A 20,990-nucleotide genomic window follows, 5' to 3' on the forward strand; every position below is an offset into this window, starting at 1 on the left:
AAATATTATTTGATCACCAAATCGTAAGGAAGGCGGGCTTGCGGGGTGCGCATCATTTGGGTGATCCCTTTTATTTGCTGATAAACACGGTAATTTTCGCCAAGCTCGTTTTTCACCATGTGGGTTTGTACTTCGGCGCTTAAACCGCTGCCCACCTTGTTGAAAAAGCTTTTTTGCTCGGGGTAACTTACAATATTATAGGTTTTGATCTTAGCTTTTTTGGCAGCTGAAGTGATAGCATCGTTGATATTCCCCAAACGGTCAACCAGGCCAATTTTTAGGGCCTGCTCACCGGTCCAAACACGGCCCTGGCCAATGCTGTTAATGTAGGCCTGTGTTTTACCGCGACCATCAGCTACGGCCTTAGTAAATTCATCATAACCACGATTTACGCTGTTTTGTAATATCAGGTGCTCTTCCGGGCTCAGCGGGCGACTGATATCGCCCAAATCTGCATACTTCCCGGTTTTTACACCATCAAAGGTTACACCCAGTTTATCGTTAAACAGTTTTTGCATGTTTGGCAATACGGCGAAAATGCCGATAGAACCGGTAATAGTATTAGGCTGGGCAATGATCGAATCGGCTGCACATGAAATGTAATAGCCACCCGATGCAGCATAATCACCCATAGAAACAATGATCGGCTTCTTTTCGTGGATCAACTTTACTTCGCGCCAAATCACATCAGATGCCAGTGAGCTGCCGCCCGGCGAATTTACACGCAATACCACAGCTTTAACTTTATCATCTAAACGAGCTTTGCGTAATGCTTTCGAAATAGTTTCTGAACCGATACTGTTGTCGTCGCCATCGCCACCGGTAATATCACCTGATGCATAGACAATAGCAATGCGGTTTTTAGATGATGAATCATCCTCCTTATCGTCCGAATCATCACTTTTGCTTTTGGCGTAATCCCTAAGATCAACGCTTTTTAAATCGTCTTTTAAATCGGTACCAGTGCGCCTTTTCAAATCGTTCAGGATCTCATCTTTATATTTTAAGCCGTCAACCAGCTTCAATTTATAGGCATCTTCAGGAAATTGAATGCGCATATTATCGGCATAGCTGAATAATGAATCCCTGTTAAGGCCCCGACTTTTGCTGATACCGGTTAAAAAATGATTGTACAGTGAACCAAGATATGAAGTTACCTGTAGTTTATTGGCATCGCTCATCTTGGTAAGGAACAACGGTTCAACAGCGCTTTTAAAGGTACCAACTTTAATGATCTGTGCTTCAATGCCTAATTTGTCCAGTGCACCCTTCAGGAAAGTGGTTTGAGAGCTAAAGCCGTGAAACTCAAAAATACCTTTTGGGTTAATATAAACTTTATCGGCTACTGATGCCAGATAGTAAAAGCCCTGTGTATATACTTCGGCGTAGGCTACAATAAATTTGCCTGATTTTTTAAAGTCGATAAGTGCGTTGCGGATCTCTTCGGTAGTGGCCTGGCCGGCAGTCATATAACTTTCATCAAGGTATATGCCTTTAATATTATCGTCGGTTTTGGCTTTTTTAATATCAGCCAGGATATCATTTAAGCCGATTGATTTATCTTCATTCAAACCTAAAAAATCCAAACCGGCAAGGGGATTGTTTGGTGTACGCTCAGTGATCTGATTTTTTAGCGACATGTATAAAATAGAGTTTGCGCTAACATCTACAGTTTTATCACTGCCGGCGGATGCAATAAGGCCGATAACAAGAACCGCTCCTACAACACCTATTATTATACCCGAAATAATTACCCCTACAATAGTGGCCAGAACGAATTTGAAGAATTGTTTCATTAATGTTATAAATCTTTTTAACTATGCAAACTTAGTAATAAGGAGCCGTATAATGCTAAGAGCGGTTTCCATTATATTTGTTACAACATGATTGATGTTTTTTTACTGCTTGGGAGCAACCTCGGTACCCGCGAATTGTTTCTGCAGCAGGCAATTGAATCTATTTCGGCTCAGATTGCTCCGGTTAAACTGATATCGTCGGTTTATGAAACCCAGTCGTGGGGTAAAACCGATGAGCCCGACTATTTAAACCAGGTGCTGATGCTCCAAACTGATCTGTCGGCGCAGGACGTGTTGGAAAAAATATTGAATATCGAACTGCAAATGGGTCGTAAGCGGGAGGTTAAATGGGGATCGCGCATTATTGATATTGATATTTTGTTTTATGGCGATGAAGTGATCCATGATTTTAACCTGGTAGTGCCACATCCCGAATTATATAAACGCAGTTTTACGCTGATCCCCCTGGCCGAGATAGCACCTAACCTTGTTCATCCTGTGTTCAAAAAAAATATTTTGCAGCTAAAGGATGAACTAAAGGATAACTTAATCGTAAAAAAGCATATTTTTGAATAAACACAAAGCTTTTATAATGGCAGATATTTCACCAGAACAGGACCTTGATCTTTCTTTTTTATACGAGATTGCCGATGGTAGCGACGATTTTATTGTTGACTCGATTGGGATGTTCCTTGAGCAATCGCCCGATCTACTTAATACGATCAGCAACGCGTTAAATAACCAGGATTGGGCTTTAGCAGCCCAGGCAGCTCATAAATTAAAGCCTAACCTTGGTTTTTTTGGTATGCCCATAAGCCAGGCTACCATACAGGAAGTTGAGCTGGCCTGTAAAGCCGGCGGTCAAAACCCAACCGAAATATTTGAAAAATTTAACCAGGTAAACAGTATGGTATCTGCAAACCTCATCACTTTAAAGGAAATTAAAGCCGAAAAGGAAGCTAATTTGTAAGTCTTTAAGGTGAAAGGTGAAAGGTGAAAGGTGAAAGGTGAAAGGTGAAAGGTGAAAGGTGAAAGGTGAAAATTTCGCCGGTTAGATATAAAAAGCAAAGGCAAGAGGTTTCCCTTTTGCCTTTCGTATTTTATAAAGTTTTAGTTGTTTATGCAGATAAGAAACCTTTGGCCTTTTACCTTTCGCCTTTATCCTAAAAAAGCCTTTCGCCTTTAACCTAAACTTCTGATACTTTAAAAGTATAGCTTTCCATAATCAGGTTGGCCAGTAGGTTTTTGCAGGCCTGGTCAACTTTGGCGCTGGCAGCTTCGGCATTTTCGGCTTCTATTTCAAGCGTAATGTGTTTGCCAATGCGCACGTTATGAATTTCGGCTAAGCCAAGGTTTTTCATGCTACCGGTTACTGCTTTTCCTTGTGGATCAAGTATTTCTTTTTTGGGCATTACGTCGATTTCAGCCTGGAACTTTGTCATTTGTGAGTTTTGTTTGAATTAGAGATAAGGTGATATAAATAAATATAACCACCGGAACGGCCACAAATTTAAAAAATAGTATGAGTATTGCCGAAAACAAGAGCAGTAAATAACGGAAAATGTTTTTGTTAAAGTCGCGGTTCTTGAATTTAAGCGACATGAGCGGTATTTCGGATACGAGTAGCGTACACATTATTAAAACCAGAACTGTTAGAAAGTAAGGATTTAAAATGTAATGCGCCAAAGCATCGTACTGTTGTACTATTAAAGGCAGCGATGCTATAAGGATGGCGTTTGCTGGTGTCGGTAACCCGATAAAGCTATCTGATTGCCGCGTGTCGTTATTGAATTTTGCAAGCCTCAATGCCGAAAATACCGGTAAAAGGAATGCAACGAAGTTTAACAGGTGACTTATGCCGTTTAATTGCGGAGCCTGTAAAAATAGTTCGTACATGATCACTGACGGCAATACGCCAAAGCTTACCATATCGGCCAGCGAATCGAGGTCTTTGCCTATAAATGAATAAGAGTTTAAAACCCTTGATGCAAGGCCATCAAAAAAATCAAATATTGAGGAAAGAAAAATGGCATAAGCAGCCACTATGAGGTTACCCTGGAAAGCGAAAACTATACCTATACAACCGCTAAAAAGGTTGGCGCAGGTAATAGCATTTGGAAGGTGTTTTTTGACGCGTCTCTTCATTTCGCCATCGAAGTTATCAGGAATTTATTAAGTAATAATGAAGTTACAAATAATATTCTACTTACTTATAACTTCATTATCGCTAAAATATTACGAATTCATCGAAATCAGAAATTCTTCGTTAGTTTTTGTGCCTCTAATTTGAGCTTGTAAAAACTCCATTGATTCCTGCGAATTCATATCAGCAAGGTGGTTGCGGAGAATCCAGATACGCTGAAGCGTGTCACGGTCAAGCAGTAAGTCGTCGCGGCGGGTACTTGAAGCAGTAATATCGATAGCCGGGAAAATACGTTTATTCGATAATTTACGATCCAGTTGTAACTCCATGTTACCGGTACCTTTAAATTCTTCAAAAATAACCTCGTCCATTTTTGAGCCGGTTTCGGTAAGTGCTGTAGCAATGATAGTTAATGAACCGCCATCCTCAATGTTGCGGGCGGCACCAAAAAATCGTTTAGGTTTGTGCAATGCGTTAGCATCAACACCGCCTGATAATATCTTACCTGATGCGGGGGCAACAGTATTATAAGCGCGTGCCAAACGGGTGATAGAGTCAAGAAGGATCACTACGTCATGACCACACTCTACCATACGTTTTGATTTTTCAAGCACAATGTTAGCAATTTTTACGTGGCGCTCAGCAGGCTCATCAAAAGTGGATGAAACAACTTCGGCGCGTACGCTGCGGGCCATGTCGGTAACCTCTTCCGGACGTTCGTCTATCAGCAATATAATAAGGTATACTTCGGGATGGTTTTTCGCAATAGCATTGGCCACATCCTTTAATAACATGGTTTTACCTGTTTTTGGCTGTGCCACGATTAAACCACGCTGACCTTTACCAATAGGCGAAAACAGGTCCATGATGCGGGTTGAATAGTTGTTCGGATCGGTGAAGAGGCTCAGTTTTTCGGAAGGGAACAAAGGTGTTAAGTGATCAAAAGGAACACGGTCACGTACCTCGGCAGGGATGCGGCCGTTGATGGCCTCAACACGTACCAGCGGGAAGTATTTTTCACCTTCTTTCGGCGGGCGGATGCTGCCCCTAACCGTGTCACCTGTTTTAAGGCCGAATAGTTTTATCTGTGATTGTGATACGTAAATATCATCGGGAGAAGTAAGGTAGTTGTAATCAGATGAACGAAGGAAGCCATAACCATCAGGCATAATTTCCAAAACACCTTCATTTACAATTACATTATCAAAGTCGAGATTGATTGGCGGTTCCTGTGCTTTTTGCTGATTTTGGTTGTTGCTGTTAACCCTGCGCTCAAACTTTTGCGGGCGGGCTTCCGGAACAACTTCTTCCGTACGGGCAACTGTTTCACCGGCTTGCGGCGCTTCTGTTTCTGCAGTTACAGCAGGAATTTCCGTTTCCGGATCATCCTGTGATGGCTCATCATCCTGTGCATCAAAAAGATTGGTATCATCTAAAGGAACCTCTATACGTGGTTTTGATGAATCTTTGGTTTTTATAACACGGGTCCTTTTTCGGGGCTTTTCAATTGTTTCAGCAGGCGCTTCGCCTGGCGCGGGTGTAGGGGTATAGTTTGATTCAATCAGATTTTGTTGAGCCCTGGCGGCTTCAATAAGCTGTTGTTGTTCAATAATACGGGCAACAAGCTGAGCTTTACGTAGTTCGTCGGCCTCAGCAATACCTAAATTTCTGGCAATTTCGCGCAACTCAGAAACGAGTTTGTCGTTCAATTCAATTTTATCAGACATGATATGAATTATAGTTCAATGGGATTTTTTAATTGTAATTTGTTTTCAAACGGCAAAAATTTCTATGCAAGTGTTAAAGCTTGACCACATGTAAAAACATATGAGGCTATAATTGAAAGAAATTGATCTTGAAACCTTGTTTTAGTAAACATCCAAACCCATGCAAGTATTATATAAAGTGATAATAAAAAGCGTGGTGATTTAAATTGTTTCTTTAGTGCAAGAAAAATTCAATGGAAAACGATGCAAGTGTAAACAATTATTCTTTAATTTCAAATTAATTAAATAAATATCACTTATATCAGAACACATAAGCCAAATTTTTAGTTTTTTTGACAATTAAAATATTATTCAGCCGCTGATGATGTCCCGCCAGGAGTTAATTGAACAAATCAAAAAAAAGAAATCGTTTTTATGTGTTGGGCTTGATCCCGATATCAACAAGATCCCTGAGTTTTTAAGATCATATCCCGATCCTATACTTGAATTTAACAAACGCATCATTGATGCTACGCAGGATATCTGTATAGCTTATAAGCCTAATGCTGCTTTTTACGAAGCCTATGGTATAAAAGGATTACAAAGCTTAATTGATACCTATAAATACCTGCCCAAAGATTGTTTAAGTATCATCGACGCTAAACGGGGCGATATCGGCAATACATCCGATAAATATGCCAAAGCATTTTTTGATGAGCAATCGGGCGGGATGAGCTTTGATGCTATTACCATTACGCCCTATATGGGTAATGACAGTGTTACGCCATATCTCGCTTACGAAGGTAAATGGGTTATTATTTTAGCCCTGACATCATCCGTTGGCAGTAAGGATTTTCAATACCTGCAAACCGGAGACGGCTATTTATATGAAAATGTGATAAAAAAGGCCAATACCTGGGCCGGAGCCGACAGGATCATGTATGTAGTGGGCGCAACCAAAAGCACCGAGTTTACTAACATCCGCGCATATGCGCCCGATAATTTTTTATTAGTACCCGGAGTTGGAGCACAGGGAGGAAGCCTTGAAGAAGTTTGCAAATACGGCATCACTAAAGATTGCGGCCTTATCGTAAACTCGTCGCGTTCTATATTATATGCAAGCAATGGCGAAGATTTTGCCGATGCCGCCCGTGCGGAAGCACTAAGTTTACAACAGCAGATGCAGGTGGAGCTGGAAAAGGCAGGAGTTATATAAAGCAAGTTCAAGCGTCTATGCTTGTGACTGAAATAGCAGTTAATAAAAAGGGGATTTTGTATCTTTAAAAGATGAACCTGAAGCTCGAAATAGAATTTAGTAAAGCCTCCGTATTACAGGAAATAGATAGCCTGAAAAAGCAAATAGATGAAATGCGCCCCCTGCCGCCAGATGTTGAAGGGCGGGTGATGCAGAAGTTACGTCTCGATTGGAACTATAACTCGAATGCAATTGAAGGTAACAAGCTAAGTTATGGCGAAACCGTAGCTTTTTTGATGGAAGGTATTACTGCTAAGGGAAAACCATTAAAAGATCATTTAGATATCCGCGGGCACAATGAGGCTATAAATTTCCTGCTTGATATGGTTAAAGATGACCGGCCTTTATCTGAGGCAGACATCAGGGGACTACACGAAATGATTTTAGTTGAACCTTACGATGTAAAGGCTCAAACAGCCGAAGGAATGCCAACAACTAAGCGGATTGTTCCAGGGGTATACAAAACAACTGCAAACCACGTTCAAACTGCAACAGGCGAAACACACTACTACGCTACACCTGAAGAAACTCCAGCCAAAATGCGCGAGCTCATGGAGTGGTATTATGAAGCTGATAGTAACGCTGAAATACACCCTGTTGTTGTTGCCGCACTGTTTCATCACAAATTTGTAGCAATACACCCTTTTGACGATGGTAATGGAAGACTCTCCCGAATATTGATGAATCTGGTATTGCTTAAAAAAGGATATCCGCCGGTGGTTGTGAAAATGGACGATAGAAGGAATTACTACTCGTTGTTAAGCAGGGCTGATGTAGGAGAGAACTGGCCATTTATCGAATATATTATTGAACGTTTATTGTGGTCTTTGAGTCTATACTTAAAAGGTGCTAAAGGAGAAGATATTGATGAAGATGAGGATGTGCTCAAGGAAATAGCTTTATTTAAGATCGAATTAGATGAAGTTACGAAGATAAATGAAAAGAGAAATTCTCATCGAGTAAAACAGATTATCATAAGTAGCATTATCCCCTTATTTAAAAAAATATTGATCATTATAGATGAATTTGTGCCATATTTCACCAAAACGGAAAAAGTTTTGGATATGTATTTTGTTGATACTGATAACATAGTCTTAATAAGAGATCATAAAAAAAGAGTTATGTCATTAAAGACTTGGGAAAATTTGCCAGATAGAAAAGAGGGCTACAAGGTGGACAAAAGTTTTTCTAATCTGCAAACAATGTCGATTGCACAAGAGTTTTTAGAGGATATTATTATTGGAATTAATAATTCAACCGAAGATTATACTCAACTAATTCTTCATTTAAACTTTTATAAATTAAAAAAAGAAGACGCTACCTTTGATATCTCATTTGATACAACCGTAGTATTTGATGATAATGGGTACACGGTTTCAGATTTAACAGAGACTCTTGTTTCAAAAAAATATAATCAAAAACTTACTGCTGCTGATTATAACCATATAACGAGAAATATATTTTATTTAATTAAGTCACTCATTGAATTGAATTTAGATATATAGATATTTCCTCTGCAAATTCGAAAATTCTTTGCTTATGTCATCTCGTAGAAAACTAAAAAGCCCGAAGTGATAATAACTCCGGGCTTTGCATATACCTTTCAGCTTTCGCCTTTATCCTTTCACCTAAAGAAAAATTATTCAAAATATTCCTTCATCCGTTCAAAGAAACTTTTCTCGTTTTTGCCCGGATTGGGTTTAAAGTTAGGAGAGCCCTGCAGTTTTTCCAGGATCTCACGCTCCTCGCGGCTTAACGCTTTAGGTGTCCAAATGTTGATATGCACCAGTTGATCGCCGCGATGATATGAGTTCACTTCCGGTAAACCCTTACCTTTCAGGCGTAGTATTTTGCCCCCTTGTGTTCCGGGGTCAATTTTTATTTTAGCCTTACCGTCAATGGTTGGTACTTCAATAGATGTACCTAAAGTTGCATCAACAAAGTTTACATGCAGATCATAGATCACGTTGTTGCCATCACGTTTTAATGTTTCGTGAGGTACCTCTTCAATCAGGATGATCAAGTCGCCGGGAACACCGCCGCGTGGGGCTGCATTACCTTTACCGCTCATGCTCAACTGCATACCTTCGCTAACACCTGCAGGCACCTGGATGGTGATCAATTCTTCACCGCGAACCACGCCGTCACCATGACAAACGTTACATTTTGACAGTATGGTTGATCCTTCGCCGTTACAGGTAGGGCAGGTGCTGGTAGTTTGCATCTGACCCAAAATGGTATTGGTTACTCTGCGTACCGCTCCTGAACCACCGCAGGTTTTGCAGGTTTGGAACGATGATTTGTCTTTAGCCCCGCTGCCATCGCAGGTTTTACAGATGATCTGTTTATTTACTTTGATCTTCTTTTCGGCGCCGTTGGCAATTTCCTCGAGGGTTAAGCGTACTTTGATACGCAGGTTGCTGCCGCGGGCTACACGCCTGCCGCCGCCACCGCTTTGACGGCCGCCGCCAAAGAAACCTTCAAACGGACTACCACCACCAAAAATATCGCCAAACTGGCTAAATATGTCGTCCATATTCATACCACCACCACCATAACCACCACCATTTGGCGATGAAGCGTTGGCTGCGTGACCAAACTGATCATAACGCTGACGTTTTTCGGGAGTGCTTAGTACTTCGTAAGCTTCGGCAGCTTCCTTAAACTTTTCTTCCGCTTCCTTATCGCCCTGATTTTTATCAGGGTGATATTTAATAGCCATTTTACGATATGCTTTTTTTATGTCATCAGCACTTGCGCCTTTCGCAACCCCAAGCACATCGTAATAATCTCTTTTAGCCATGTTATTTAATGTCGAATTAATGAGTTAGTGAGTTAGCGAATTATATGCGGCGTCCCAACCAATAATCCAAACTCATGATTTTATTTGTAATGCAGAATGATTGATTAAGCGAAAAGTGATTAAACCACTAATTCACTAAATCAATCATTCAATAATTAATTTTTATGCTCCTACAACCACTTTAGCAAAGCGGATCACTTTGTCGTTAAGTGTGTAGCCTTTTTCCATTTCGTCCATTACCTTGCCTTTAAGGTCATCAGTAGGTGCCGGAATATTGGTAATAGCTTCATGCAGGTCGGCATCAAAGGCATTGCCTATTGATGTCATTTCTTTCAGGCCTTTTTGGCCAAGTATATTTTTTAGCTTGTGTTGGATCAAAGTAACGCCCTCTTTAACCGGGGCAACTTCGGTAGCCTTATCCATGGCACGCTGCGCGCGTTCAAAGTCGTCAAGTACAGGTAGTAAAGCCACAATTACATCTTTACCTTCAGTTTTGCGGGCTTCCTCGCGTTCTTTAATGGTACGCCTTCTAAAGTTATCAAATTCGGCATATAAACGCAAGTACTTGTCATTAGCCTGTGCCAGCTCGTCTTTCAACTTTTCTTCGGCAGTTGGGGCAGCGGCAGTTCCCTGTTGGGTTTCCGTGGCTGTAGCTTCTGCTACCGGGGCTTGTTCCTGCCCTTCATCATGTAATTGCTCGTTGTTCACTTCGTTTATATTTTCAGTATTATCCGTATTTTCTTTCTTCTTTTTCTTCAACATATCGTTAAATTTCATAGCGAGTAGTGCCAATCAAGTATCTTGCCACAACTGTAAAGCAGTCAAGCTGTCAGTGGCATGTAGTAATTTTAAGAAAGGGTGACAGGGGAAGCGCCAAATGGGCAAACCAGAACCATGATTCGCCTGATTTAAGGATGCCTTGAGTTTTATACATCAGGACATCCTTAAATCCTAAAAATCATGGTTTAGTTTATATTTCCACATCTTCCAAAACCTTACCGTTCTCGCATTTGATAATACGCGATGGAAAAGCGCGGATAATGTGATAATCGTGCGTGGCTACCAGTACAGCAGTGCCCGATTGACTGATTTGTTTGAGCAGGAGTACAATTTCTTCAGATGTTTCAGGGTCGAGGTTGCCTGTAGGTTCATCGGCCAGGATTATTTCCGGGTCATTAAGCAAGGCGCGTGCTATAACTACACGCTGCTGCTCGCCGCCTGAAAGTTCGTGAGGCATTTTCTTTAATTTTGACCGCAGGCCAACCTTTTCAAGTACATCAAGAGCTTTATCTGCAATCAGTTTTTTATCGTTCCAACCGGTGGCGCGCATTACAAAGTTGAGATTTTGCTCAATGGTACGATCGGTAAGCAACTGAAAATCCTGGAAAACTATACCCAGTTTACGGCGCAGGTAGGGAATGTCGCGGCTGGGCAGCTTGCTTAATTCATAGCCACAGGCATGACCGGTACCCGCTTTAATCCCCAAGTCGCCATAAATTACTTTCAGCAGGCTGCTTTTCCCTGATCCTGTCTGACCTATCAGCCACACAAAGTCACCTTTATCAACATGTAAATTCACGTTTGAAAGTACCAGGTGAGCTTGTTGAAAAATATCAACGTTGTTTAGTTTTATTATAGAATTTCCAATCATTGTTTTATAACTCTAATTTTAAGATCTGTCCAAACGGCAGGTCTTTGATAATATTCATGATCTCGTCGGCCTTGTCGCCTAATCCAACCTTATCAAGCGATTTATCCGGTCTGTCAACCCTGAAATAAGCCAACAGCGTAAACTTATCATCACGTAGTTGTACATAATCGGGTATTTTGGCAACCCCTTTAACTTTTATGATATACATTTTTTTTAAGGTTAAAGCTGAAAGGCAAAAGGCAAAAGGTGCCTTTTGGGGTGAAAAAGGTAGTAACCTTTCGCCTTTTACCTTACTTTTTTTATAATATACATTTTTTTAAGGTTAAAGCTGAAAGGCAAAAGGTGTCGTTCAAGTACAATAGGGTAGTAACCTTTCGCCTTTTACCTTGGTCCTTTCACCTTACTTCCCAAAGGTATTTATTTTATTTAAAGACTTGACAAAAATTCCATCGTATCCACGCCGTCGGCATAATCCCATAGTTTGGGTTGCTGGCTTTGTCCAAAACCTACCACCTGGCTTGTAACCTGCAGCGGTAGTTTGCTCACTATACACTGGATATTTTCGGCATTCTGATCAACGATATTTTCGGCCTCTGCCATGTCATGATAATAGTTAAAAAACAATACTGACAGCGGAGATGTCAGCCTGTCATCTTCTTTAACCATCAAAAAACCATTATCAAAATGTTTATCACCATTAACCAGGTAAATGGATTTGTTATAATCGTAATTATTGTTGTATTTATGATGATTAATGATGGCTTTATGATCTTCTATCGATTCGAAAAAGAAAGTAAAGTCATACCCCTCCGGTACCAGTATTTTGGATACGTTACGACAGCCAAGGCCATAATAATCTAAAATATCATGTCCCAGGCTAAATAAGTCTGCAGCGCTTTCCTTGCCGCTTAAAACGGCAATACTGTTACGGTTTTTACGAATGATGTTAGGCACTTTGCCAAAGTAATAATCAAAATAACGTGAGCTGTTGTTGCTGCCTGTGGCTATGATGGCGTCAAAATCTTCCAGCCTGTCAACAAAGTTAAAGCTGCCGGCAAAAGCAGGATAAATAGCTACCAGTTTTTCCAATACAGCTTTGATGAGTCGTGCATCCTGTGATGAGGCTTTGATAAGCGCCTTGTTGCCGGAAGCAATAACACAAAGCACGTCATGAAACCCTACCAGCGGGATGTTGCCTGCCAGTATAAGCCCTACGTTTTTTGCAGGTTTGCCTGTTTCAAGCACATATTTCGAAAGCCATGTAGTTAGATCTTCCACGTTAAGCATGGCGCCTATGGCTGTAACGGCTTCTGAAACACTTGCCGGCGTAAACCAGGCATTATGATATTGTTCGTTTTCAATGAGTGCGCTTAATGCCGCATCGGGGGCCAGGAGTTGCCTGCCTAACTCCGAAAATGAATTTATTGAGTTTTTTGGATTAATTTTTGACATATATATGTTAAGGGATTAAACCCTTAAAGCCTTTTTTTGTTATATTTGTACGCTTGTAATTTGCAGGCAAAGTTAATTGAGATTATTAGATATTTAGAAATATGGCGATTAAAATCACCGACGAATGCATAAACTGCGGGGCCTGCGAACCGGAATGCCCTAATAATGCTATTTATGATGCAGGAGCGGCCTGGCGTTTCAGCGATGGGACTGGCCTTAGAGGGATAATTGATTTTGGCGATGGTAATACCCTGAATGCCGAAGAAACACAAGCTGCATTATCTGACGATATTTATTATATAGTACCCGATAAGTGTACCGAATGTGTAGGTTTCCATGATGAACCCCAGTGTGCTGCGGTTTGCCCTGTAGATTGTTGTGTTGATGACGAAGATATCCGCGAAAGCGAAGAAGAGCTGCTTGCCAAAAAAGAGTGGCTGCATATGAACGAATAGGACATTATTTTAGGGATATAAAAAGGGATATGCAATGCATGTCCCTTTTTAGTTAGCGATGATTCGGCGAGTGATAAATTAAGTATTAAGGATTGCCGGAAGATTTCTGTTGGGTTAAATATTTCAAAAATATTTTGTATTATCGTATAGCTTTTACCCCAAAAGTTACTGATACCAATTATTAAATAATATCATATTAAAATGTTAACCGCGTATAGATTAAAAAATACGTGCCAGATTGTTGTTTATTTGACATTACAGAACTATGGAGTACGGGATATGTAATCTTGCTGTAATCCCGCTAAGGGCCGAGCCCAGTGAGCGGAGTGAGCAGGTATCGCAATTGCTATTTGGCGAAGTGTTTGAAATTACTGAGTGGCAAAACAACTGGGTTAAGATCATTGCCGAGGCGGATGGGTATATCGGGTGGATAGGCCGCTTGCAATTTGCTATGCTTGGTCATGTAGCGTATAAAAATATCAGGAACCATCCCTCAAAGCTCACTTACCAGCCGGTTACGCAGGCATGGAAAATGAGCGACAATAGTGTTGTTTATTTGCCGGCGGGCAGCTCGCTTGCTTTTTTAGAAGGGACCTCATGCCGCATTGGTCATGAACGTTTTGAAATAATTGGTAAAATTGGTGAGCCTGAAGATATTGCTGCCACCGCTAAAGCATTTCTGAACTCTCCTTACTTGTGGGGCGGGCGAACGCATTTTGGTATTGATTGCTCGGGCTTTACACAAATGGTTTACAAACTTAAAGGCCTCAGAATTAAGCGGGATGCAAGCATGCAGGTGAAAGAAGGTATCAAGGTTGATTCGATAAAGGAAGCACGGTTAGGCGATCTGGCTTTTTTTGATAATTCCGAAGGCAGGGTAACTCACGTGGGTATTATACTTAATAATGAGCACATCATTCATGCATCGGGCAAGGTTAAAATTGATACTATTAACGAAGATGGTATATACTCACGGGAGCAAAAAAAATATACCCATAACCTGTGCGGTATAAGGCGTTTTTTTAATTAGCTCCATGCCTTATTTACCCCAATAATGTAAAGGCATACGGAAGGAAGATAGTTTAATTTGGTAAGATAAGTTTCCTGAAAAAAAGAAGGATGTCAACTAAATTTAATCTCCCATGAAATGATCTTTTTATCGTCACTTACCGAAAGGAGTTGGTCGGGAGTTCCCCATGCTAATTTATTGACAGATAACACATGGCCTGGATAGCCTTTTTCCCTGCTGATATTTTTGTAGAGTTTAAAATCGTCCGATCCCCAAATCTTGATACTTTTATCCATGCTGGCGGTAGCAAAATAGGGTAGGGTGGGATGGAATGCAATATGGTTCACCGCAAATAAATGGGCAGGAACATTTTTTATTTCATGATAACTGCTGCTATCCCAAATCTTTACCTGTGCATCTCTTGAGCCGGAAGCGATGTAACTCCCATCGGGACTGTAGACAAGCGCAAAAACAGCCATAGTATGGCCGTGAAGAGCTTTAATAATAGTATAATCTTCCAGGTCGTAAATGGCGATGTGATTATCCCGGCAACCGAATGCCACCTGTTTTTGATCCGGCGAAACGGCAATACAACGAACGGTGTCCCTGGATACTGTTATGCTGTGCACCATTTCAAGCGTTTTAAGGTTCCATACAGATACGGTGCCATCTTCCGATGCTATTAATAACTCATCTTTTTTAACTGATGATTTGATATCGAAGATAGCCTTGCGGTGGTGCCTTAAAGGTTTGAGCAATTTTTGCTGAATAAAATCAAACACCAGAACTTCGCCGCTGCGCAAACCCGCAAACATTAGCGGATATCCCTCCGGACAATGAATAGCATAAATAGATGCATTGACCGGGAACATCACTTTAATAAAAGTGAAATCATTCAAGCCCCATTCAACCAGTCCTTTATCATTTCCGCCCGTAAACAATATGCCCGGCTTTTGCGATAACTCAAGCGTGAATATTGGGTTGGCATGGCCTGTGAGCTCGGCTGTTTTTTGGATGGTGATCATTTCAGTTTGCAGTTGCCGGTTGGTAGTTTATAGTTTTGTATTTTGCAATATTAGTTAAAACTCTCCAACTGCCTGCTGCAAACTCAAAACTGCCAACTATTTACTTATGTCTTGATTCTAAATTTTTAGCGATAGTTTCCAGTGTTAAACCTTTTTCACGAAGCAGAACCAATAGATGGAAAACCAGGTCTGATGATTCATTGATCAGGTCGGTTTCTGTTTCGGCAAGGGCGGCGATAACAGTTTCAACTCCTTCTTCACCAACTTTCTGGGCTATTTTGTTAAGGCCTTTGTTGCGAAGTTTATTTACATATGATCCTTCAACCGGGTTAGTATATCTGTCGGCAATGATATTTTCCAGCTCCAGGATAAAATTTTGATTAAATTCGGTATTGAAGCAGCTGCGTGAGCCTGTATGACAGGTTGGGCCGTCGGCTTTCACTTTGATCAGCAGCGTATCATTATCGCAATCAATGCTGATGCTTTTTACATGCAGGAAGTTGCTGCTGGTTTCCCCCTTAGTCCATAAACGGTTTTTGGTACGGGAATAAAAAGTAACGATATTTTCCTGAACGGTTTTATCGTAAGCTTCCTGGTTCATGTAACCCAGCATCAGTACCTCTAAAGTTTGCTCGTCCTGTATAATTACGGGGACAAGTCCGCCGGTTTTTTCAAAATCTATATTCATTCTTTTCTTTTAATTTCCTCCCTGGGGAGGGGTGTATTGGGAATGTGCAATGGCAGGGAGGGGGGGACATCTGTTGCTGAAACCCCTCCCTACACCCTCCCAAGGGAGGGAATCGCGCAAGGCCGCCGCGTTATCTCAAATCCTAACTTCTATTTTATTGCTTTGCAATATCCGCTTTAAATCCGGTATCAAAATCTCACCATAATGAAACACTGAAGCCGCCAGTGCTGCATCCACATTGGTTTTCTCAAATACATCAACAAAGTGTTCAACCTTGCCTGCACCGCCCGAAGCTATCACCGGGATATGCACGGCATCATTAACAGTTTTCAGCAAACCATTATCAAAGCCGCCTTTGGTGCCGTCATGATCCATAGAAGTGAGCAGGATTTCGCCTGCGCCACGGCTTTCAGCCTCCAGGATCCACTCCAGTGTTTGGCGCTCGGTTGGCAGCCTGCCGCCATTCAGGTGTACTATATTTTTATCACCAATGCTACGGGTATCAACCGCTATTACTACAAACTGAACACCGAAGGCATTAGCAAGTTCATCTATCAGCTTCGGATTACGCACCGCGGCCGAATTGATGGAGATTTTATCGGCTCCGGCATTGAGCAGTGCATCGGCATCAGCAATTTCATTAATGCCGCCGCCAATGGTGAATGGGATATTGATCTGCCTGGCTACTGCTTTCACCAGTTCAACCATAGTTTTACGGCGTTCAACGGTTGCTGTAATATCCAGAAACACCAACTCGTCGGCTCCCTGGTTCGAGTAATTCCAGGCCAGCTCAACCGGGTCGCCGGCATCGCGCAAGTCAACAAAGTTTACACCTTTTACCGTACGACCGTCTTTAACGTCAAGACAGGGGATGATTCGCTTGGCTAACCCCCCCCGCCCCCTAAAGGGGGAGCTTTTGATTTGCGTATTTATATTTTCCAATACTTTTTCTAAATTATTAAGCACCTGGTCATTGGTAAAGCGCAATACTTTAAGTCCATCGGAAACCAAGTTGTTTTGTCTAACAATATCATTTTGAATTACATCAGGAAGATTATGAATACTTCCATCCAATTCAATGATTAATTTATGTTGGTGACAATAGAAATCAGCGATGTAAATTCCTAAAGGATGCTGCCTTCGAAATTTTACACCCAACCGTTTACCCTTTAATTGTTCCCAAAGTAACTCTTCGGCAACTGTCATTCTATAACGAAGTGCTTCTGCGTTTTGAAAGACTAATCGATCTGCTCCCAAAAACATTTTTCTTTTCATTATAAAACTATTGTTCCCCCTTTAGGGGGTTAGGGGGCGATTATATCGATATCAGCGCGTCCAAATTCCAGTGTTTCACGTTTTCAATGGTGATATGGCCCTCATATATGGCTTTGCCAACTACTACCGACTCAACTTTTAAGCGGTTAAGCTTTTCGATATCGCTCATAGAACTAACGCCGCCTGAGGCGATCAGTTTAATGAATGGAGAATGGTCAAGCAGTTTTTCGTATAGCTCAATGCCGGCACCGCCCAATTTACCGTCCTTATTAATGTCAGTACAAAGGAAACGGAAGAAACCTAAAGCCAGGCATTTATCAACGTAATCCATCAGTTTGATGGGGGAGCTTTCCATCCAGCCTGAGTATTTGATTACCTCGTCAAGTACGTCGATGGCTACTACCACCTGGTCGGAGCATTTGTCTTTGCCGCAGATCTCTTTGCTCAGATCTGGTAAAAAATCAGGGTTGGTAAGTGCCTGCGTGCCAACGATAACGCGGTGAACGCCTGCATCTATCAGCTCTTTTACTTTTTCGATGCTGCGTATACCACCGCCATACTGTACCTTCATATCAGTTTTACGGATCACGTCAAACAGGTACTGCTGATTGCTGAAATCATTTTTTGCGCCGTTAAGGTCGATAATGTGGATGAAGTTGGTGCCGTTGCTCTGGTAGCGTTCAATCATTTCTTCAAGGGTAACATCGTATTCGGTTACCTGTTTGTAGTCGCCTTCACGAAGACGGACAACCTTCTTGTTCAAAATGTCAATGGCAGGAATAATGTACATATCCTTTATATTTTTGAGAAATTAGTTAACAATGTTTCGCCAAACACGCCCGACTTTTCGGGGTGAAATTGTACGCCGTAAAAATTATCAAGCCAAATTGATGCCGAAAATTGATTTCCGTAATCGGAGGCTAATAAAGTGTATGCTTTATCATACTCAATAAAGTATGAATGTACAAAGTAAAAATGTGAACCTGACGGTATATTTTCAAATAGCGGGTTGTCCTTTTCAGGGTAAACCCTGTTCCAGCCCGTGTGCGGCACTTTATGATCGGCGCTATCTTTAAACCTTAAAGTTTTAACCGGTATGATATCCAACAGGTTAGAGTCGCCCTCTTCAGAGTAAGAGGTAAGCAATTGCATACCTACACAAATACCGAGGGTGGGCTTTTTTAACGCTTTGATGGAAGGTACAAGCCCGGTAGCTTTAAGCTTATTCATGGCTGCGCCCGCATGTCCGACACCGGGGATGATATAGCGGTCGTACTTGTCAAAATCCTCCTCGCTGTTTATAAAGCCATAGGGGATACCTAAGCGCTCTAAAGCGGCAGTTAGGGAAAATATGTTTCCGGCTCCGTATAGGATGATGCCGATACCCCCCCCGCCCCCTGAAGGGGGTGCCTCTGCGAGGCTTTTATCGGTTCCCGATGTATTGTTTTGATCTGGTGTTTCCATTTTGATTAGTTACTCCCCCTTTAGGAGGCTGGGGAGTTACAAAAGCCCTTTAGTGCTTGGTAAAACCATCTTATCTACATCACGTTTTACAGCCACTTTTATTGCCTTGGCAAAGGCTTTAAATATAGCTTCAATTTTGTGATGTTCGTTTTGTCCTTCTGCTTTTATATTCAGGTTGCTTTTTGAGGCATCGCTGAATGATTTGAAGAAGTGGTAGAACATTTCGGTAGGCACATCGCCTACTTTTTCGCGTTTAAAATCGGCTTCCCAAACAAGCCAGTTACGGCCGCCGAAATCAATAGCAGCTTGTGCAAGGCAATCGTCCATTGGCAAACAGAAACCGTAACGTTCAATTCCCATTTTGTTGCCCAAAGCAGCGGCAAATACTTCGCCTAAAGCAATGCCGGTATCTTCAATGGTATGATGCTCGTCGATATGCAGATCTCCTTTGGCTGTAATTTCCAGGTCAATACTACCATGACGGGCAATCTGATCCAGCATGTGGTCAAAAAAATGCAAACCGGTTGATATTTTGGCATCGCCCTTACCATCAAGGTTTATTTTGATATAGATATCGGTTTCCTTAGTGGCACGGCGATGTTCAAATACCCGCTGACCAAGTTTCAGAAACTCATAGATCTTTTGCCAGTCGGTAGTTTCAAGGGCGATAACGTCATCAATATGATCTGCTTCGCTAAACTCGTTGCCGCCAAGGTTGCTGTTGTTGTTAAGCCAGATAGCTTTTGCACCCAGGTTTTTTGCCAGCAGCACATCGTTTTTACGATCGCCGATGGTAAACGAATTTTTCAGGTCGTATTTATCCGCATCTAAGTATTGCGTTAACAGTGCAGTGCCCGGCTTACGGGTGGGGGCATTATCACGCGCAAAAGTACGGTCAATGATCTGGTTAGCAAATTTTACGCCTTCACCTTCAAAGGTTTGCAGGATGAAATTGTGGACAGGCCAAAATGTATCTTCAGGATAAACAGAAGTTCCTAAACCGTCCTGGTTGGTAACCATTACCAGTTCAAAATCAAGTTCTTTGGCTATTTTGGGCAGATAGGTTAACGCGCCCGGATAAAACTCCAACTTGGAAAATGAATCAATTTGCTCATCAGCAGGCTCTTTGATCAGGGTGCCGTCGCGGTCGACAAATAATATTTTCTGTAAACTCATTCTTTATAATTAGTGAATTAGCGAATTATTGAGTTAGTGATTTTTTTATTTAAAGTTTTGAAGCGCTTCGAGTAAAATAGTGTTCTCATCTGGTGTGCCTACAGTGATGCGCAGACAGCCCTCGCAAAGCTCAACTTTTGAACGGTTGCGCACTATAATGCCCTGTTTTACCAGGTAGTCGTAAATACCGTTAGCATTGGTGGTTTTTACAAGGATAAAGTTGGCATCTGAAGGGTAAATATCTACCACAAACTCAAAATCTTTCAGTTGTAAAACCAACCTGTCGCGTTGTGTAAGGGTTTCTTTAATCCATTCATTAACCTGACCAACGTTTGCCAGGGCAGCCAATGCCAGCTGTTGTGAGGACTCGTTAACGTTATAAGGCGGCTTTACTTTGTTCATCACCTCAATGATTTCCTCGCTGGCGAAAGCCATACCAACACGTAAACCGGCCAGGCCCCAGGCTTTGGAAAGGGTTTGCATTACCACAAGGTTGGCACATTCGGTCAATTCCTGTATAAATGACTTTTGACGGCTGAAGTTGATGTAAGCCTCATCAACCACTACAATTCCGCTGAAGTTGGCCAGCAGGGTTTGAATATCATCGCGGTTGATGGAGTTACCGGTAGGGTTATTTGGCGAGCAGATAAAGATGAGCTTGGTGTTTTTGTCAATAGCTTCGGCAATTCCCTCTAAATTTAGCTGATAATCTTCCGTAAGGTTTACTTTGCGGGCCTGGATATCGTTGATATTGGCCGATACCTCGTACATGCCATAAGTAGGCGGCACCAATATCACATTGTCAACACCCGGGTTACAAAAGCTGCGGAACAGGATATCGATAGCTTCATCACTGCCGTTGCCTACAAAAATATTGCGCGGCGGTACGCCTTTAATTTCGGTAATGCGTTTTTTTAAATCGTACTGTAAAGGATCAGGGTAGCGGTTAAACTGCTGATCTAAAGGAGAGCCAAAAGCATTTTCGTTGGCATCCAGGAAAACGCTTGCTTCACCCTGGTATTCATCGCGTGCCGATGAATAGGGTACAAGACGTTTTATATTTTCTCTGAGTATATTATTTATGTCGAACAT

At 41.7% G+C, this 20,990-nt stretch carries 22 protein-coding genes; 6 read left to right on the forward strand and 16 right to left on the reverse strand.

The window, feature by feature from the left end:
* Positions 1-5 precede the first annotated feature (5 nt).
* Positions 6-1,796, reverse strand: coding sequence for a signal peptide peptidase SppA (gene sppA / locus ABID99_RS06805; protein ID WP_373613264.1), 1,791 nt, complete (start codon positions 1,794-1,796; stop codon positions 6-8).
* An 87-nt stretch (positions 1,797-1,883) separates the two neighbouring features.
* Here sppA and folK point away from each other — a divergent pair, with 87 nt between their 5' ends.
* On the forward strand, positions 1,884-2,372 hold the full coding sequence (folK, locus tag ABID99_RS06810; RefSeq protein WP_373613265.1) for a 2-amino-4-hydroxy-6-hydroxymethyldihydropteridine diphosphokinase: 489 nt from the start codon (positions 1,884-1,886) through the stop codon (positions 2,370-2,372).
* 16 nt (positions 2,373-2,388) lie between these two features.
* Positions 2,389-2,766: an Hpt domain-containing protein gene (locus tag ABID99_RS06815; protein WP_112655708.1), complete on the forward strand. Its 378-nt coding sequence runs from the start codon at positions 2,389-2,391 to the stop codon at positions 2,764-2,766.
* A 217-nt stretch (positions 2,767-2,983) separates the two neighbouring features.
* Here ABID99_RS06815 and purS read toward each other — a convergent pair whose 3' ends face one another.
* From purS to rho, 3 genes are all read right to left on the reverse strand, one after another.
* Positions 2,984-3,238, reverse strand: coding sequence for a phosphoribosylformylglycinamidine synthase subunit PurS (gene purS, locus ABID99_RS06820; RefSeq protein ID WP_373613266.1), 255 nt, complete (start codon positions 3,236-3,238; stop codon positions 2,984-2,986).
* Complete coding sequence (gene pssA / locus ABID99_RS06825) at positions 3,219-3,941, reverse strand: CDP-diacylglycerol--serine O-phosphatidyltransferase (protein ID WP_090526549.1); 723 nt, start codon at positions 3,939-3,941, stop codon at positions 3,219-3,221. Before pssA ends, purS begins: the two co-directional genes overlap by 20 nt.
* 90 nt (positions 3,942-4,031) lie before the next feature.
* A complete protein-coding gene (gene rho / locus ABID99_RS06830; protein WP_176627629.1) occupies positions 4,032-5,666 on the reverse strand; it encodes a transcription termination factor Rho in 1,635 nt (544 codons plus the stop codon).
* A gap of 364 nt (positions 5,667-6,030) precedes the next feature.
* Here rho and pyrF point away from each other — a divergent pair, with 364 nt between their 5' ends.
* Both pyrF and ABID99_RS06840 read left to right on the forward strand, forming a co-directional pair.
* Positions 6,031-6,861, forward strand: a complete 831-nt coding sequence (gene pyrF, locus ABID99_RS06835) for an orotidine-5'-phosphate decarboxylase (RefSeq protein WP_373615898.1) — start codon at positions 6,031-6,033, stop codon at positions 6,859-6,861.
* Positions 6,862-6,932: 71 nt separating this feature from the next.
* On the forward strand, positions 6,933-8,405 hold the full coding sequence (locus tag ABID99_RS06840; protein ID WP_373613267.1) for a Fic family protein: 1,473 nt from the start codon (positions 6,933-6,935) through the stop codon (positions 8,403-8,405).
* A 134-nt stretch (positions 8,406-8,539) separates the two neighbouring features.
* Here ABID99_RS06840 and dnaJ read toward each other — a convergent pair whose 3' ends face one another.
* From dnaJ to ABID99_RS06865, 5 genes are all read right to left on the reverse strand, one after another.
* On the reverse strand, positions 8,540-9,703 hold the full coding sequence (gene dnaJ, locus ABID99_RS06845) for a molecular chaperone DnaJ (RefSeq protein WP_090526554.1): 1,164 nt from the start codon (positions 9,701-9,703) through the stop codon (positions 8,540-8,542).
* Between the two features lie 162 nt (positions 9,704-9,865).
* Entirely contained in the window at positions 9,866-10,480 is a 615-nt protein-coding gene (locus ABID99_RS06850; RefSeq protein ID WP_255485376.1) for a nucleotide exchange factor GrpE, read from the reverse strand.
* Between the two features lie 193 nt (positions 10,481-10,673).
* Positions 10,674-11,354 (reverse strand): cell division ATP-binding protein FtsE, encoded by a 681-nt coding sequence (locus tag ABID99_RS06855; protein WP_090526556.1) that lies wholly within the window; start codon positions 11,352-11,354, stop codon positions 10,674-10,676.
* A 4-nt stretch (positions 11,355-11,358) separates the two neighbouring features.
* Complete coding sequence (locus ABID99_RS06860) at positions 11,359-11,562, reverse strand: fructose-6-phosphate aldolase (RefSeq protein WP_090526558.1); 204 nt, start codon at positions 11,560-11,562, stop codon at positions 11,359-11,361.
* Positions 11,563-11,780: 218 nt separating this feature from the next.
* Complete coding sequence (locus ABID99_RS06865) at positions 11,781-12,806, reverse strand: acyl-CoA reductase (RefSeq protein ID WP_373613268.1); 1,026 nt, start codon at positions 12,804-12,806, stop codon at positions 11,781-11,783.
* A gap of 101 nt (positions 12,807-12,907) precedes the next feature.
* Between ABID99_RS06865 and ABID99_RS06870 the strand changes: the two genes are divergently transcribed.
* Together ABID99_RS06870 and ABID99_RS06875 are read left to right on the forward strand one after the other, a co-directional pair.
* Positions 12,908-13,261 carry a 4Fe-4S dicluster domain-containing protein gene (locus ABID99_RS06870; protein WP_090526563.1) on the forward strand — a complete coding sequence of 118 codons (354 nt, stop codon included), beginning with the start codon at positions 12,908-12,910 and terminating at the stop codon, positions 13,259-13,261.
* A 265-nt stretch (positions 13,262-13,526) separates the two neighbouring features.
* Positions 13,527-14,291 carry a C40 family peptidase gene (locus tag ABID99_RS06875; protein ID WP_188832721.1) on the forward strand — a complete coding sequence of 255 codons (765 nt, stop codon included), beginning with the start codon at positions 13,527-13,529 and terminating at the stop codon, positions 14,289-14,291.
* A 92-nt stretch (positions 14,292-14,383) separates the two neighbouring features.
* On the opposite strand, the gene ABID99_RS06880 is transcribed toward ABID99_RS06875, so the two are convergent.
* From ABID99_RS06880 to hisC, 7 genes are all read right to left on the reverse strand, one after another.
* On the reverse strand, positions 14,384-15,295 hold the full coding sequence (locus tag ABID99_RS06880; RefSeq protein ID WP_176627626.1) for a WD40 repeat domain-containing protein: 912 nt from the start codon (positions 15,293-15,295) through the stop codon (positions 14,384-14,386).
* 100 nt (positions 15,296-15,395) lie between these two features.
* Positions 15,396-15,983, reverse strand: coding sequence for a bifunctional phosphoribosyl-AMP cyclohydrolase/phosphoribosyl-ATP diphosphatase HisIE (gene hisIE, locus ABID99_RS06885; protein ID WP_091162321.1), 588 nt, complete (start codon positions 15,981-15,983; stop codon positions 15,396-15,398).
* 135 nt (positions 15,984-16,118) lie between these two features.
* The gene (gene hisF, locus ABID99_RS06890) at positions 16,119-17,258 is read right to left on the reverse strand and encodes an imidazole glycerol phosphate synthase subunit HisF (RefSeq protein ID WP_373613269.1); all 1,140 of its coding nucleotides are present in this window, start codon (positions 17,256-17,258) and stop codon (positions 16,119-16,121) included.
* A 40-nt stretch (positions 17,259-17,298) separates the two neighbouring features.
* Positions 17,299-18,048 (reverse strand): HisA/HisF-related TIM barrel protein, encoded by a 750-nt coding sequence (locus tag ABID99_RS06895; protein WP_090526572.1) that lies wholly within the window; start codon positions 18,046-18,048, stop codon positions 17,299-17,301.
* A 5-nt stretch (positions 18,049-18,053) separates the two neighbouring features.
* Positions 18,054-18,722, reverse strand: a complete 669-nt coding sequence (gene hisH / locus ABID99_RS06900) for an imidazole glycerol phosphate synthase subunit HisH (RefSeq protein ID WP_090526574.1) — start codon at positions 18,720-18,722, stop codon at positions 18,054-18,056.
* Between the two features lie 36 nt (positions 18,723-18,758).
* Positions 18,759-19,898, reverse strand: coding sequence for a bifunctional histidinol-phosphatase/imidazoleglycerol-phosphate dehydratase HisB (gene hisB, locus ABID99_RS06905; protein ID WP_090526576.1), 1,140 nt, complete (start codon positions 19,896-19,898; stop codon positions 18,759-18,761).
* A gap of 45 nt (positions 19,899-19,943) precedes the next feature.
* Positions 19,944-20,990 carry a histidinol-phosphate transaminase gene (gene hisC / locus ABID99_RS06910; protein WP_090526578.1) on the reverse strand — a complete coding sequence of 349 codons (1,047 nt, stop codon included), beginning with the start codon at positions 20,988-20,990 and terminating at the stop codon, positions 19,944-19,946.

The organism is Mucilaginibacter sp. OAE612 (assembly GCF_041806395.1).
In the GTDB taxonomy this organism is placed as follows: Bacteria; Bacteroidota; Bacteroidia; order Sphingobacteriales; family Sphingobacteriaceae; genus Mucilaginibacter; species Mucilaginibacter rubeus.